General features: G+C 67.3%; 12 protein-coding genes. 11 read left to right on the plus strand and 1 reads right to left on the minus strand.

The features are described from left to right. Positions 1-195: 195 nt before the first annotated feature. The 11 genes from D5084_RS13160 (at position 196) to D5084_RS13210 (ending at position 14468) form a co-directional block, all read left to right on the plus strand. Positions 196-2367, plus strand: coding sequence for a serine/threonine-protein kinase (locus tag D5084_RS13160; protein WP_162302438.1), 2172 nt, complete (start codon positions 196-198; stop codon positions 2365-2367). Positions 2368-2687: 320 nt separating this feature from the next. Next, positions 2688-3809 (plus strand): transporter substrate-binding domain-containing protein, encoded by a 1122-nt coding sequence (locus tag D5084_RS13165; protein WP_128515954.1) that lies wholly within the window; start codon positions 2688-2690, stop codon positions 3807-3809. A gap of 195 nt (positions 3810-4004) precedes the next feature. Next, entirely contained in the window at positions 4005-5099 is a 1095-nt protein-coding gene (locus tag D5084_RS13170; protein WP_128515955.1) for a LysM peptidoglycan-binding domain-containing protein, read from the plus strand. A 150-nt stretch (positions 5100-5249) separates the two neighbouring features. Next, positions 5250-6086 (plus strand): MurR/RpiR family transcriptional regulator, encoded by an 837-nt coding sequence (locus D5084_RS13175; protein ID WP_128515956.1) that lies wholly within the window; start codon positions 5250-5252, stop codon positions 6084-6086. Positions 6087-6162: 76 nt separating this feature from the next. After that, the gene (locus D5084_RS13180) at positions 6163-8073 is read left to right on the plus strand and encodes a bifunctional 5-dehydro-2-deoxygluconokinase/5-dehydro-2-deoxyphosphogluconate aldolase (protein ID WP_128515957.1); all 1911 of its coding nucleotides are present in this window, start codon (positions 6163-6165) and stop codon (positions 8071-8073) included. Next, positions 8070-9896 carry a 3D-(3,5/4)-trihydroxycyclohexane-1,2-dione acylhydrolase (decyclizing) gene (gene iolD / locus D5084_RS13185; RefSeq protein WP_128515958.1) on the plus strand — a complete coding sequence of 609 codons (1827 nt, stop codon included), beginning with the start codon at positions 8070-8072 and terminating at the stop codon, positions 9894-9896. Before D5084_RS13180 ends, iolD begins: the two co-directional genes overlap by 4 nt. Before the next feature lie 7 nt (positions 9897-9903). Next, positions 9904-10815, plus strand: coding sequence for a myo-inosose-2 dehydratase (iolE, locus tag D5084_RS13190; RefSeq protein ID WP_128515959.1), 912 nt, complete (start codon positions 9904-9906; stop codon positions 10813-10815). Positions 10816-10825: 10 nt separating this feature from the next. Beyond that, on the plus strand, positions 10826-11632 hold the full coding sequence (gene iolB / locus D5084_RS13195) for a 5-deoxy-glucuronate isomerase (protein WP_128515960.1): 807 nt from the start codon (positions 10826-10828) through the stop codon (positions 11630-11632). Positions 11633-11781: 149 nt separating this feature from the next. After that, complete coding sequence (gene surE / locus D5084_RS13200) at positions 11782-12567, plus strand: 5'/3'-nucleotidase SurE (RefSeq protein WP_128515961.1); 786 nt, start codon at positions 11782-11784, stop codon at positions 12565-12567. After that, positions 12564-13235, plus strand: a complete 672-nt coding sequence (locus tag D5084_RS13205) for a protein-L-isoaspartate(D-aspartate) O-methyltransferase (RefSeq protein ID WP_128515962.1) — start codon at positions 12564-12566, stop codon at positions 13233-13235. Before surE ends, D5084_RS13205 begins: the two co-directional genes overlap by 4 nt. 57 nt (positions 13236-13292) lie before the next feature. Then, positions 13293-14468: a M23 family metallopeptidase gene (locus D5084_RS13210; RefSeq protein WP_128515963.1), complete on the plus strand. Its 1176-nt coding sequence runs from the start codon at positions 13293-13295 to the stop codon at positions 14466-14468. Positions 14469-14519: 51 nt separating this feature from the next. On the opposite strand, the gene D5084_RS13215 is transcribed toward D5084_RS13210, so the two are convergent. Beyond that, positions 14520-15794 (minus strand): hemolysin family protein, encoded by a 1275-nt coding sequence (locus D5084_RS13215; protein ID WP_128515964.1) that lies wholly within the window; start codon positions 15792-15794, stop codon positions 14520-14522. Between the last annotated feature and the right edge of the window lie 41 nt (positions 15795-15835).

Here is a 15835-nt window from a genome sequence, read left to right on the forward strand (position 1 = left end):
TTGAACCCGGCCATTCTTCAAATCTCCTCTGGATCGCCCCATTTTCGCCCCGTTCCACAACCATCACGGAAAATGTGAATTGGTGCCTTTGTGTGGACGATTGTTCCTGCGACAGGAGCCGTCCGGGGGATTTCATGCCTTGGAGAGGTCACATGCCCAGGATCTTTCGGCACCTTTGCTTGAAGGATGAACGAGATGGCGCAACAGAAGGCGGTGGATTCCGTGGAAGATGAGGTTGACGACCTTATCGACGAGTTGCAGCCCGGCGCGAAGCTTCTGAAGGGCCAGTACACGATCACCCGCTACCTCAACAGCGGCGGGTTCGGGATCACCTATCTGGCCAAGGACAGCCTCGACCGCGACGTGGTCATCAAGGAGTGCTTCCCGTCCTCTCTCTGTCGGCGGTCGAAGGTGATGGTCGCGGCCCGGTCGCGCGCGCACACGGCGGAACTGCGTTCGGTCGTGCAGCTGTTCGTGCGCGAGGCGCGGAACCTGGCCAAGATCGTGCATCCGAACATCGTCGCCGTGCACCAGGTGTTCGAGGACAACGGCACCGCCTACATGGCGATCGATTACATCGACGGGCTGGACCTGCAACAGATCATCGACGGCGAAGGTCCGCCGCTGACGAAGGAGCATATCGTCGAGATCACGCGCAAGCTGTTGAAAGCGGTCGGATACATCCACGACCACGACATGCTGCACCGCGACATCTCGCCCGACAACGTGCTGATCGACAGGAAGGGCGAGCCGATCCTGATCGACTTCGGCGCCGCACGGGAAAAGGCGTCGCAGACGAACCGCGCGATGTCGGCGCTGCGGGTGGTCAAGGACGGCTACAGCCCGCAGGAATTCTACATCGCCGGGTCGGAACAGGGGCCGTGGAGCGACCTCTACGCCCTGGGCGCGACGCTGTATCACCTGATTTCGGGCGATCCGCCGGTCAACGGGCAGGCCCGTCTTGCCGCCCTGGCCGAAGACCGGCCCGACCCCTATGTGCCGCTGACGGGCAGGATTGCCGGCTATCCCCCCGGGTTCCTCGAAGCCATCGACCGCGCCATGTGCACTCTGCCGAAGCAGCGCCTGCAATCGGCGACCGAGTGGCTGGCGATGCTGGACAGCGCGTCGGTGGCGCTGGCCACGCCCGCACCGGGGACGGATGATGCGGTCCACCGGCTGGTGAGCGACTTCCAGCGCGAGGAAGCGCAGGCGAGTGCGACACCGGATCAGCCTGTCAAACCGGCCCGGGTCGCCTCGGCCCCGCAGCCGGCGGTTGCGGCTCCGGCCCCGAAGGCCAAGAGCCCGATGCCGATGGTCGCGGGGGCGGTGGTTGTTCTGGCCCTTGCCGCAGGCGGATACATGTTCCTGGGCGCAAGCCCCCAAGCCCCGCAAGCCGCCAGCCGGACGAACCAGACCAGCGACACGGCGACGGCCAGCCTCGCCGGGGCCGCAGAGACCAGCACCGCCGCGGCCACCGCGACGCCCGCTGCGGAAACCGCCAGCGAGACCAAGCCCGCGCCGGCTGTCGAGACCGCAGCCACGACCCCGGCAACGCCGGAGCCGACACCGGAACCGGCAGCCGCGCCCGCCCCTGCGACCGAGACCGCAGCCGCGCCAGAGCCCGTGCCAGAGCCCGCAGCAGAGCCCGCAGCAGAGCCGCAGGTGGCGACCGCCGCGCCGGTCGTCGAAGCTGCGCCGGAACCAGAGGCTGCCGCGACGACCGAGCCCGTGCCCGCCGCCGAACCCGCGTCGGGCAAGCCTGCGCCAACCCAGATCGACTTTGCCGCCTGGGATGCCGTGCTTCCCTTCACCGCCGACGATCGCCTCATCGGCGGCAAGCCGGGCGCAATGATCGTGCGCCTGTCGCCGACGATGGACCCGGCAATCGCGGGAAGCTGGCTGCGTCAGGGTCTGGTGATCCATTCGATCAACGGCCGCCCGACGCCCAATTCCTCGACGCTGACCGCCGTCATCCTGAACGCGATGCAGGTCGATCCCGATGGCCGGGCGCGCGTCGTGGCCGAATATTCGGGGTCGGACGGCGAACGGAAGACGGGCCTGCTGACGGTCGACGCCGTGCGTCTGGTGAACTTGAGCAACGGCGTCGGGCTGCGCACCGCGACCGAGGACGGGATCTGGAAGACCGTGGTGACGGGCGTGGCCAAGCCGGCCATGACAACGCTGCGCCAGGGCGACGTGCTGTTCCGCGACAAGTCCACCGGCATCCCCCTGGACGGGCCGCAGTCTCTGGAATCGATCATGTCGAACCTGCTGGCGGCGAATGCCACGCAGACCGCGTTCTCGATCATCCGCGACAACAAGGTTGGCGAGGGGTCGATGAAGCTTGTCCTTGCCGGGGAGCCGTAAGGATGTCGGCGGCAGAGCGGCAGGCCATGGGTCCCGGTCAGGACCGTCCCGCCCCGCAGACTGCCGTCATGCCCGACCCGAAGACCGCGATGGCACCGCCCGGGCCAGGGACGCTTGACCCGCTGATCCGGGCGCTTGACCGGGCCGTGGTGCGGTCCGCGCAAGCGGGGCCCGGATCCGGCGACAGGACGCCGGGCGACCGGGGCGGCAGGCAGCGGACGGATGAATTCAGGCAGGCATGATTGCCGCCGGGGCAGCTTCGGGCGGAACGCCCGGGACGGCTGCGGCGCGGGCGGTTCAAAAGAAAAGGAGCAAGGACAATGACTTTCGCACGGGCACTTCTTCTTGGCAGCACCGCCTTGTTCCTGACCGCTGCGGCCGGGCAGGCGCAGGAGGCCTGTTCGTCCTACAAGGTCGTTGCCGGGGACAACCTGCGCTTCATCGCCCGCAAGGCCTATGGCGATGCCGACCTGTATCGCGTGATCTATGAGGCGAATGTCGAAACGATCGGTGCCAAGGCCGACCTGATCGAGGTCGGCATGACGCTGACGATCCCCTGCGCCCCGGGCGCTGCCGACATCACGGCCGCGGCCGAGCCTGCCCCGGCTCCCGCGCCCGAACCCGCGCCCGAACCCGCGCCGGAGGCCGTCGTTCCGGTCGCCGCCAAGGTGGACCCCCAGCCCGCAGTCCCGGCTGAACGCCCCATCGCAATGGTCACCGCCAGCGGCAATGCGCCCTTCACCGACAAGACCCTGCCCGGCGGCGGGATGATGACGCAACTGGTCGAAATGGCCGTGTTCCGGGCCGATCCCGGCATCCCCTACACCATCAGCTTCGTGAACGACTGGCAGGCGCATATCGACGCGCTTCTGCCCTCGGGCGCCTATGATCTGAGCTTTCCCTGGATCCGCCCGGACTGCGAGGGCGGCATGCTGTCGCCCGGCGACCAGGCGCGCTGCAACGATTTTGCCTTCTCGGCCCCGTTCTACGAGATCGTCGATGGCTTCTTTGCCCGCCGCGACGGCGACCTGCTGGAGACGACCAGCGCCGCCGGATTTGTCGGCAAGCGGATCTGCCGTCCCGAGGGGTATACGACCGGGGTGCTGGATTCCTACGGGTTGTCGGTCCCCGCGATCACGCTGGTGCGTGCAGAGCGCGTCGAGGACTGTTTCCGCCAGCTTGCGGCAGGTGAGGTCGATCTGGTGTCGGTCGATGCCGAAGTCGGCGATGCGACCGTGGCCAGGATGGGCCTGATCTCGAAGATCGGAACCAACCCGCACCTGTCGACCATCGTCAGCCTGCATGTGATCGCCCACAAGTCCAACCCCCGGGCGGTGGCGATGCTGAACCAGCTCGATGCCGGCCTGATCGAGATGTACCAGTCCGGCGAATGGTACGACATCGTCTCGACCGCGCTGCTGGCGCAGCGCAAGGCGAAGTGACCCGGGATGGCTGCAAGCGTGCGGCATTCGATCTACCGCGCGATGAACCCGTCGGTCACGAGTCGCGCAGAGAATGATCACGCATTCGCCTTATTCGCGCCATTTATGCGAAGCTATCCTGCTGTATCGCGTGCATTGTTTCGGTTGATGCAAGTTATCACCCCCTCTAACGGCCTCAAAAAGGGACCCCCACTCATGAGAACCGCTTCGCACCTGCACCGGCTTCCTCTCCTCGCGGCTGCGATGATTTCGTTGCCTATCATCGCGTCTGCCCAGGAAGCCTGCACCACCTATACCGTGAAAGCCGGCGACACGCTGGGCTCGATCGCCCAGACGGCCTATGGCACGTTCGACTACCAGATGATCTTCAACGCCAACCGCGACGCGCTGGCGGCGAACCCGAACAGCCTGCCGGCCGGGCTGCAACTGATCCTGCCCTGCGAGGACGGTCGTCTGACGCCCGACCAGCCGCTGAGTTCGGTCATCGAAGCGGAGACGCAGAAGCAGGCGGCCACCGCCAAGAAGTCGAACGTCTACGAGCCGCCGCTGAAGTTCGTCACCTCGAACAACTGGGCGCCCTTCACCGACGAATCCTTGCCCGGCGGCGGGATCTTCGTGCGCATGGCCGCCACTGCGATGCAGCGCGGCGGCAACGACCGGGATTATACTGTCGCCTATGTCGATGACTGGATGTCGCATATCGACACGCTGCTGCCCTCGGGCGCCTTCGACGTGTCGATCGCCTGGGAATCGCCGGACTGCTCCAAGCTTGACATGCTGGGCGAATTCTCGGCGCGCATGTGCACCGACTTCGACTTCTCGCTGCCGATCTACGAGGCCGCCTATACCTTCAACACCCTGCCCGACAGCAAATATGCCAATGCCCGGTCCTTCGCGGACTATGCCGGCGCCAAGATCTGCCGTCCCGAGGCATGGCCGCTGGGCGACCTGGAAGTGCAGGGCCTGACCCCGCCGGTCGTGGAATACGTGGCGCCGAAGAACCCGATCGACTGCGCCAACATGCTGATGAAGGGCGAAGTGGACATCTACTCGATCGAGACCGAAACCTCGGTGGCGAACTTCAAGGAACTGGGCGTGACCGACAAGGTGGTGACGAACCCGGCCCTGACCACCTTCATCTCGTACCACTTCCTGACCTCGAAGAGCAATCCGCGCGGCCGGGTCTATATCGCCATGCTGAACCGCGGCATCACCGAGATGCGCGAGTCCGGCGAATGGTACGACATCCTGGCCACCGGGCTGGCGGAATACAACAAGATGACCCAGTAACCCTTTCGGGTTGCGGCAGCAGACGGAAGGCCCCGGTCTGGCGACCGGGGCCTTCTGCATTTGCGGCGAGAGGGGCCGGATCGCCACATGGGCGCTTGGAACGTTCGTTCCATGTGCTATGCTGGCCCTGCCGCACCACCGAGAGCCGCCATGCCGACCGACCTGCACCCCATCGTCCCGCGTGACCCGCCCCGGACGGTCGAGGCGTTCCGCGACCGGCTGCGAGAGCTGAACGGCCAGTTGCCGCGCCGGTTGCAGCAATGCGCCGATCATGTCGCGCGCAATCTGGACAGCATCGCGCTGTCCACGGTGGCACAGGTCGCCCAGGCGGCCGAGGTGCCGCCTTCGGCAATGATGCGGTTCTGCCAGATCATGGGGTTTTCCGGCTATGCCGAGATGCAGCGCCTGTTCCGCGAGGCCCTGTCGCGCGGCATGCCGGACTATGCGACGCGGCTTGCCAACCTGAAAGCGGGAGGGGCGGGCCACCCCTCGACCCTGGTGGCCGAATTCGTCGAGGCCGGACGCCAGTCGATCGAGGCCCTGGCGCGGGATCTGGATGAAACTTCGTTGACTCAAGCGGTTGACCTGCTTGCACAGGCGCGGACGATCCATCTTGCAGGCTTCCGGAGGTCGTTTCCGGTGGCAAGCTATCTGAGCTATGTCTTCGACAAGCTGGGCGTTGCGGCGGTGTTGCACGATGGAGTCGCAGGTCTGGGCCAGCGGTCGCTGCTGCGGCCGGGCGATGCGCTGCTAGCGATCACCTTCGCGCCCTATTCCGAGGAAACGCTGGCCCTGGCTGCGGATGCGCGGGCGGCGGGGATGCCGGTGGTCCTGCTGACCGACCCGCCCGCGACGCGGCTTGCCCCGGTCGCGGATATCGTGCTGACGGTGACCGAGATCGACTTCGGCGCCTTCCGGTCCCTGTCCGCCACCATCGCGCTGGCCCTGTCGCTGGCCGTCGCCGTGGCCGCGCGGCGCGACACTTAGCGCTTTCCCGACCTGAAGAAATGGAATAAACATTCCATCATCAGGGGCGACTCGGCCCCCGCCGGAGCTGCCCGTCATGTCCCAGTCCAAGACCCTTGACGTCATCACCATCGGCCGGTCCTCGGTGGACCTTTACGGCGCGCAGGTGGGCGGGCGGCTGGAGGACATGGGGTCGTTCCAGAAATACATCGGCGGGTCCCCTACCAACATGGCGGCAGGGACCGCGCGACTGGGCTTGCGTTCGGCACTGATTACCCGGGTCGGCGATGAGCACATGGGCCGGTTCATCCGCGAGGAGCTGACCAGGGAAGGCGTCGATGTGCGCGGCGTCAAGACCGACCCTGACCGGCTGACGGCGCTGGTCCTGCTGGGCATCCGCGACGACAGGCAGTTCCCGCTGATCTTCTACCGGGAAAACTGCGCCGACATGGCGCTGTGCGAGGACGACATCGACGAAGGCTTCATCGCCGAGGCGCGGTCGGTCGTGGCCACCGGCACGCACCTCAGCCACCCGCGCACCGAGGCGGCGGTGCTGAAGGCTCTGACGCTGGCGCGGAAACACGGGCTGCAGACGGCGCTGGACATCGACTACCGCCCGAACCTCTGGGGTCTGGCCGGGCATGGCGACGGGGAAAGCCGGTTCATCGAAAGCGCCGCCGTCACCGCCAAGCTGCAATCGACGCTGCATCTGTTCGACCTGATCGTCGGCACCGAGGAAGAGTTCCACATCGCCGGCGGCACGACCGACACCATCGCGGCCCTGCGCGCGGTGCGGGCGGTGTCGCAGGCGACGCTGGTCTGCAAGCGCGGGCCGATGGGGGCCGTGGCCTTCACCGGCGCGATCCCCGACAGTCTGGACGCGGGCGAGACCGGCCCCGGTTTCCCGATCGAGGTGTTCAACGTCCTGGGCGCGGGGGACGGGTTCATGTCGGGCCTGTTGAAAGGCTGGCTGGATGGCGAGCCCTGGCCCGTGGCCTTGAAATACGCCAATGCCTGCGGCGCCTTCGCGGTTAGCCGCCACGGCTGCACCCCGGCCTATCCCAGCTGGGAGGAATTGCAGTTCTTCCTGAAGCGCGGCGTGGTGGAAAAGGCCCTGCGCAAGGATGCGGCGCTGGAGCAGATCCACTGGGCCACGAACCGGCATGGCGACTGGTCCACCATGCGCGTCTTCGCCTTCGACCACCGGATGCAGCTGGAGGAGATGGAGGGCGCGACGCCGGAAAGGATCGGCGCGTTCAAGGACCTGTGCCTGCAAGCCGCGCTGACTGTGGCGGACGGCAAGCCGGGCCATGGCATCCTCTGCGACAGCCGTCTGGGCCGCGATGCCCTGTTCCGGGCGGCGGGCACGGGGCTGTGGATCGGGCGGCCGGTGGAATGGCCGGGCTCGCGGCCCCTGACGCTGGAACCCGAGCTTGGCCCGGATTTCGGGGGCCTTCAGGAATGGCCGCTGGCGCATGTGGTCAAGGTGCTGTGCTTCACCCACCCCGACGACAGCGCCGAGATGAAGGCCGCGCAGGAGGACACCGTCCGTCGCCTGTTCCATGCCGCGCGCCGCAACCGGCTTGAGATGCTTCTGGAGATCATCCCCTCGAAGGTCGGCCCGGTGACGGACGAGACCAGCGCGCAGGTGATCCAGCGGTTCTACGATCTGGGCATCTATCCCGACTGGTGGAAGCTGGAGCCTTTCGCAACCGCGAAGGCCTGGGAGAACGCCTGCGCCGCCATCGAACGGAACGACCCCCATGTGCGCGGCGTCGTGGTCCTGGGCCTCGATGCCGCCGAGGCCGACCTCGCCGCCTCGTTCCGGCTTGCGGCGCGGCAACCGCTGGTGAAAGGCTTTGCCGTGGGCCGCACGATCTTTGCCGAGGCGGCGCGCGCCTGGTTCAGGGGCGAGATCACCGATGGGGCGGCGGTGTCGATCATGGTAGAGAGATATGCGCGGCTGTGCGCCCTGTGGGACGCGGCGCGCGAGGGAGGGAAGAAATGACCACGATCCGCCTGACTGCTGCCCAGGCCCTGGTGCGCTGGCTGTCGCTGCAACAGGCCGAGGACGGCAGCCGTTTCATCGAGGGCGTCTGGGCGATCTTCGGCCATGGCAACGTGGCCGGCCTGGGCGAGGCGCTGCATGCCCACCGCGATGCCCTGCCCACCTGGCGCGGGCATAACGAGCAGACCATGGCGCATACCGCCATCGCCTATGCCAAGGCGTCAAAGCGGCGGAAGGCGATGGCGGTGACGACCTCCATCGGGCCGGGGGCGACGAACCTTGTCACGGCGGCGGCGCTGGCGCATGTGAACCGGCTGCCGGTCCTGTTCATCCCCGGCGATGTCTTTGCCAGCCGCGCGCCGGACCCGGTGCTGCAACAGGTCGAGGATTTCGGCGACGGGATCGTCAGCGCGAACGACTGCTTCCGCCCCGTGGTGCGCTATTTCGACCGGATCAGCCGGCCGGAGCACATCCTGACCGCCCTGCCCCGCGCCTTGCAGGTGATGACCGACCCCGCGACCTGCGGGCCGGTCTGTCTGGCCTTCTGCCAGGACACCCAGGCCGAAGCCTTTGATTACCCCGTGGAATTCTTCCAGCCGCGCGTCTGGCACATCCGCCGCCCGGAACCCGACCAGCGCGAACTGGAGGCTGCGGTGGCAACCCTGAAAGCCGCGCAGAACCCGCTGATCGTGGCGGGCGGCGGGGTGATCTATTCCGGTGCGGAAGCCACGCTGCGCGACTTTGCCCGCACCCACAACATCCCCTTCGTGGAAACCCAGGCGGGCAAGGGCATCGCCTCGTGGGAGGACAGGTTGAACTTCGGCACTCCCGGCGTGACGGGTTCGGACTGCGGCAACAAGCTGGCGGCCGAGGCGGATGTGGTGCTGGCCGTGGGCACCCGGTTGCAGGATTTCACCACCGGCAGCTGGACGATCTTCAAAAGGCCGGGGCGCAGGATCCTGTCGGTCAACGTGCAGCCGCATGACGCGACCAAGCGCGGCGCGCAGCCCTTGGTCGCCGATGCCAGGGTCGCGCTGGAGAAGCTGTCGGCGGCTTTGGGCGCTCACCGCTTTGCCGACCCCGATTTCGCGGCGCGGGATGCCTGGTTCAAGGCGACCGACGCGGTGATGGCGGCGCCGACCGGCAACCTTTTGCCCTCGGATGCGCAGGTGGTGGGGGCGGTCTACCGCGCGGCCACGCCGAAGACGCTGGTGATGGGGGCCGCAGGCTCGATGCCGGGGGTGCTGCACACGCTCTGGCGCGGGTCGGAGGGCGGCTATCACATGGAATACGGCTTTTCCTGCATGGGGTATGAAATCGCGGGGGCTCTGGGTATCAAGATGGCGCTGCCCGACCGCGAGGTGGTCTGCATGGTGGGCGACGGGTCCTACATGATGGCCAACAGCGAGCTGGCGACGGCGGTGATGATGGGCGTGCCCTTCACCGTGGTCCTGACCGACAACCGCGGTTTCGGCTGCATCAACCGCTTGCAGAAGCACACCGGCGGCGCGCCGTTCAACAACCTGCTGGACGACGCCTGGCATGTGAACGCGAGCCGGATCGACTTTGTCGCCCATGCCGGGTCGATGGGGGCGAAGGTGGTGAAGGCGGGCGGGATCGCCGAGCTGGAGGCCGCTCTGGCCGATGCCCGCGGCGCCAGCATCCCCACGGTCATCGTGATCGACACCGATCCCGGTCCGGGCACCGGCGCGGGCGGGTCCTGGTGGGAGGTCGGCGTGCCCGAGGTCTCCACCCGCAAGGAAGTGCTGGCGGCCCGCAAGGAACATGAAGCGGCGGCCCGCGCCCAAAGGCTTGTGAACTGAGGACAATATGACCGTAAGGATCGGGATTTCCCCCATCAGCTGGCAGAACGACGACCTGCCGGACCTGACCGCCGCCTACACGATGGAGCAGGCCCTGCGCGAGGCGCGCGAGATCGGCTATACCGGCGTCGAACGCGGGCGGCGGATGCCGGCGGACACCGAGGGCCTGCGGTCCTATCTGACCGCGAACGGGCTTTTCCTGTGCGGCGGCTGGTGTTCCGGCAATCTTCTCGTCAACGACGTGAAGACGGAAATCGAGGCGGTGCGCCAGCAGGTGGAGCAGTTCGCGGCGCTGAAGGCCCCCTGCATCGTCTATGCGGAATGTTCGAACACCGTGCAGGGCAACATCGCCGTGCCGGTGAACAACCGCCCGAAATTCGCCGCCGCCGACGTGCGGGCCTATGGGGCGAAGCTGTCGGAACTGGCGAAATGGATGGCGGATCAGGGCGTTACGCTGGCCTACCACCACCACATGGGGTCCTTCATCGAAAGCGAGGAGGACGTGAACGCGCTGATGGAGGGCTCCACGCCGGAGGTGAAGCTGTTGTTCGACACCGGGCATCTGTTGTTCGGCGGGGCCGATGTGATGCGGGTGCTGAACCGCTGGGCGGACCGGGTGCATCATGTCCATTTCAAGGACATCCGGCCCGATGTGGTGGCGGAGGTGCGGGCGAACAACCGCAGCTTCCTGGACGCGGTGATCGCCGGGGCCTTCACCGTGCCGGGCGACGGCTGCATCGACTTTCAGGCGGTGGCCGACAAGCTGAAGGCGATGGATTACCACGGCTGGATCGTGGTCGAGGCCGAGCAGGACCCGGCCAAGGCCTCGCCCTACGACTACTCGAAGATGGGCTATGAGCACATCCTGAAGGTCTGCGCCCAGGCCGGGCTGACCATCGACCATTCGCGCCCGACGTAAGGGGAACGCCATGCCCGACCTCCTCCGCCACCCGACCGGCATCCGCGGCAAGGTGCACGAGATCACCCCGGCCAATGCGGGCTGGGGTTATGTCGGCTTCACGCTCTACCGGCTGGAGCCGGGCGATGTGGCGGAGGAAGCGACCGGCGAGACCGAGGTGATCCTGGTCCTCGTCGAGGGCAAGGCGAGGGTTCAGGCGGCAGGCCAGGACTGGGGCGAGATGGGCGCGCGGATGGATGTGTTCGAGAAGACCCCGCCGCATTGCCTTTACGTCCCGAACGGCCAGAGCTGGCGGGCGGTGGCGACCACCCCCTGCACGCTTGCCGTCTGCAAGGCGCCGGGCAAGGGCGGCCACAAGGCGCGGCGGCTGGGGCCGGAGGGGATCGAACTGACCCCGCGTGGCAAGGGGACCAACACGCGCCATGTGAACAACATCGCGATGGAGGGCCGCGAGGTGGCCGACAGCCTTCTGGTGACCGAGGTCTTCACGCCCGCCGGGCACTGGTCGTCCTATCCGTCCCACCGGCATGACGAGGACGACTTTCCCCGGATGACCTATCTGGAGGAAACCTACTATCACCGCCTGAACCCGGCCCAGGGCTTCGGCATCCAGCGGGTCTATACCGAGGACGGGGCGCTGGATCAGACGATGGCGGTGAAGAACCACGATGTCGTGCTGGTGCCGAAAGGCCACCATCCCTGCGGCGCGCCCTATGGCTATGAGATGTATTATCTGAACGTCATGGCCGGGCCGATCCGCAAGTGGCGGTTCCAGAACGACCCCGATCACGACTGGATCGCGCAGCGCGACGCCTGACTGCTGTCGTCCGCTCGTCGTGCGCGGTCGCTTGTCCTCGCCGGGCCGCGCGCGAGGAGAAGACGAAGTCGCACGACCAGCCGCCTTTGCCTTGAAGGCCGCGCGGGCCTCGTCTAATCAGGGGCAGACCGGAAGGAACCTCCCAGACCATGCGCATCCTGATCACCAATGACGACGGCATCAACGCGCCCGGGCTGGAGGTTCTGACCGAGATCGCCACCCAGATTGCCGGGCCGGACGGAGAGGTCTGGACCGTCGCCCCGGCCTTCGAGCAGTCGGGCGTGGGGCATTGCATCAGCTACACCCATCCGATGATGATCGCGGAACTTGGCCCGCGCCGCTTTGCCGCCGAAGGCAGCCCGGCCGATTGCGTGCTGGCGGCGATCTATGACGTGCTGGACGGGGCGAAACCCGACCTCGTGCTGTCGGGCGTGAACCGGGGCAACAACGCGGCCGAGAACGTGCTTTACTCCGGCACGATCGGCGGGGCGATGGAGGCGGCCTTGCAGGGCGTGCCCGCCATCGCCCTGTCGCAGTTCTTCGGGCCGGAGAACGCCAGGCTCGCCGATCCGTTCGAAAGCGCCCGGGTGCATGGCGCGGGCGTGGTGCGGGCGCTGCTGGAGCGCGGGCTCTGGACCGAAGCCGATTACCGCGTGTTCTACAACGTGAACTTCCCGCCCCTGCCTGCGGCAACGACAAGGGGGATGAAGGTGGCCGCCCAGGGCTTCCGGCGCGACACGGCCTTTTCGGTCGATCCGCATATCTCGCCCTCGGGCCGGCGGTTCCTGTGGATCAAGGGCGGGCACCAGCACACGCCCACCCTGCCCGGCACCGATGCGGCGGTGAACCTGGATGGCTTCATCTCGGTCACGCCGATGCGCGCCGACCTGACGGCGCATGATCTGCTGTCTGACCTCGAGGCCCGGCTCGCATGAGCGAAGGACCGGAGGACCATCCGACCTCCGAAGAGCTTGCCGAACGCAAGATGCGCTTTCTCTTTGCCCTCCGCTCGCGCGGGGTGACCGACACCCGCGTCCTGACCGCGATGGAGAAGATCGACCGCGGCCTGTTCGTGCGCAACATCTTTGCCGACCGCGCCTACGAGGACATGCCGCTGCCCATCGCCTGCGGCCAGACGATCAGCCAGCCCTCGGTGGTAGGGCTGATGACGCAGGCCTTGCAGGTCAGCCCGCGCGACACGGTGCTGGAGGTGGGGACCGGATCGGGCTATCAGGCGGCGATCCTGTCGCAGCTGGCGCGTCGGGTCTATACGGTGGACCGCTATCGCCGCCTGGTGCGCGAGGCGACCGAACTGTTCCGTCAGCTGGATCTTGTCAACATCACCGCAATCCCGACGGACGGGTCGCACGGGCTGCCCGATCAGGCGCCCTTCGACAGGATCATCGTGACGGCGGCGGCCGAGGACCCTCCCGGGCCGCTGCTGGAACAGTTGAAGCCCGGCGGGATCATGGTCGTGCCCGTGGGCCAGTCGGATGCGGTGCAGGCGCTGATCAAGGTCACGCGCACCTCACGCGGGTTTGACTACGAGGAACTTCGCCCAGTTCGGTTTGTTCCACTGGTAGAGGGCATGGGCTCCGAGTAATATCCGGCCCCACAGAACCGGGCCGAAACCGGACGGCAGATGAACAGGCAGGACCAGATGGCACTATCCACACGATTCAAGACCGGCTTCGTGCTTGGGGTCAGCGCGCTGGCCCTGACCGGGTGCATCGACACGGGGGCGCTGGACTGGGACCTGCGCAACAACGCCAGCGACACGACGGATGCGGCGCGTCAGGCGACGGCTGCGGCGCCGACGCCCGATGCGAACGGGATCATCTCGTACCCGGACTACCAGCTGGCAACCGCCCGGCGCGGCGAAACGGTCGCCAGCATGGCCGGTCGCCTGGGCCTCAGCCCCGAGGCTCTGGCCCGCGAAAACGCGCTGCGCCCGACCGACCCCTTGCGCGACGGCGAGATGCTGCTGCTGCCCGACCGGGTGGCGGCCACACCGCAGCCCGCGGTGATCGGCGGCTCGGCCCTGCCTGCGGGCGGCGGGTCGATCGACATCACCTCGATCGCGACGACGGCGCTGGACAAGGCGGGGCCCTCGACACCTGCCGCCGGGACATCGCCCGCGGCGTCCAAGCCCATTCCGAACCAGCCCGTGACCCACCGCGTCGCGCGGGGCGAGACGGCCTTCACCATCGCCCGGACCTACAACGTGTCGGCCAAGGCGCTGGCGGACTGGAACCAGCTTGGCCCGGACATGGCGGTGCGCGAGGGCCAGACGCTGATCATCCCGATCGCGACCGGCCCGGCGCCGAACCCCGAGCCGGTCCCGACCCCGCCCGGTGCAGGCAGCCCGACGCCCGAGCCGCCCTCGGCCAAGAAACCCCTGCCGGACGAGAAGACCGAGGCTGCCGCCACCAAGCCCAAGGCCACCCCGCCCTCGCCCGATCTCGGGGCCGAGAAATCCACCCCGTCGAAGATGGCGATGCCGGTGTCGGGCAAGATCATCCGGGGCTATGACGCGAAGAAGAACCAGGGGATCGACATTGCCGCAGCACCCGGAAGCCCGGTGGTGGCGGCCGATGCGGGGGCGGTGACGGTGATCTCGGCGGACACGACCGGCAAGGGCATCGTCATCATCCGCCATCCAGGCGATCTTCTGACCGTCTATGTCGGGGTCAATGCCGTGGCGGTGAAGAAGGGCGACAAGGTCAAGCGCGGCCAGGCGATCGGCAAGGTCGCGCCGGGCGATCCGGCCTTCGTGCATTTCGAGGTGCGCAACACCTCGAAGCAGAGCTTCGATCCGGTGGGCTATCTGCAATAGGGGCGCGGAGCCTTTGAGGGCTCCGGGCCGATTTCCTTGAAGCAATCTGCGTCAGCCCAAGACCCTCGCCACCAGCACCTTGTCGATGCGGCGGCCGTCGAGGTCGATGACCTCGAACCGGAAGCCTTCGGCGACAAAGCTTGCGCCAAGCTCGGGAAGCGTGCCCATCTGGTGCAGGATCAGACCGGCGACGGTGTCGTAGTCCCCGGCCATGTCCTGCGGCAGACCCAGACGGTCGCAGAATTCGTCAACCGGCATCCAGCCCGCGACCAGGAAGCTGCCATCCTCGCGGGTGACCATGGCCGGTTCGTCGGCATCGCTGGCAGCCACGGCACCGGTGATCGCCTCAAGCACGTCGCCAGTGGTGATGATGCCTTCGAAATCGCCGTATTCGTCATAGACCAGCGCAAGGTGGTATTCGGATTTCTGCAGGATTTCCAGAACGTCCAGCGCCTCGGCCCGGTCCGACACCACGGGCACCTCACGCACCAGTGCCTTCAGATCCAGACTCTCGCGCCGGGAAACCACCTGAAAGGCGTCGGTCAGAAGCACGATGCCGACCACATCGCCCTCGGCGTTGGCAACCGGCATCCGCGGGCGGGCGACCCGGCGGATCGCGGCCACCGCCTCGGCCCCCGTGGCGTCCAGGGGCAGCATCTCGATCTCGTGCCGGGGGGTCATCAGCGCGCGCGCCGTGCGGTCCGACAGGCGCATGACGCCGGTGATCATCTCGCGTTCCTCGGTCTCCAGCACCCCGCCCTCATGCGCTTCGGCCAGAAGGACATGGACCTCCTCCTCGGTCACCCGGTTCTCGCTGGTGCCGCGCTGGCCGAGCAGCCACAGCAGCAGCTTGCCGGACTTGTCCAGAAACCAGACCAGCGGCGCGGCGATCACCGACAGGAAGGTCATCGCCGGCGCCACGCGGATCGCCACGGCCTCGGCATTCCCGAGCGCCAACTGCTTGGGCACGAGTTCGCCCACGATCAGGCTGACATAGGTGATGGCAACGACGACCCCGCCGACACCCAGGGTCGAGGCCCAGTCCGGATCCATGCCCTGCGCGACCAGCCAGGCCTGCAACCGCAGGCCAAGGGTCGCGCCGGACAGCGCGCCGGACAGTACGCCGACCGCCGTGATGCCGATCTGCACGGTCGAGAGGAACCGGCCGGGATTTTCGGCCAAGCGCAGGGCCATCCGCGCGCCGCGGCTTCTGCCTTCCAGCGATTTCAGCCGCGCGGGCCTGGCGCTGACGATGGCCAGTTCCGACATGGCAAGGACACCGTTGAGGACGATGAGCGCCAGAATGACCAGGATTTCGGAAACCATGATCCCACCCGACTAAGGCGCGTTCCCCGTCATCGCAAGTG

It is taken from the genome of Tabrizicola thermarum (assembly GCF_003574395.1).
Taxonomy (GTDB): domain Bacteria; phylum Pseudomonadota; class Alphaproteobacteria; order Rhodobacterales; family Rhodobacteraceae; genus Tabrizicola; species Tabrizicola thermarum.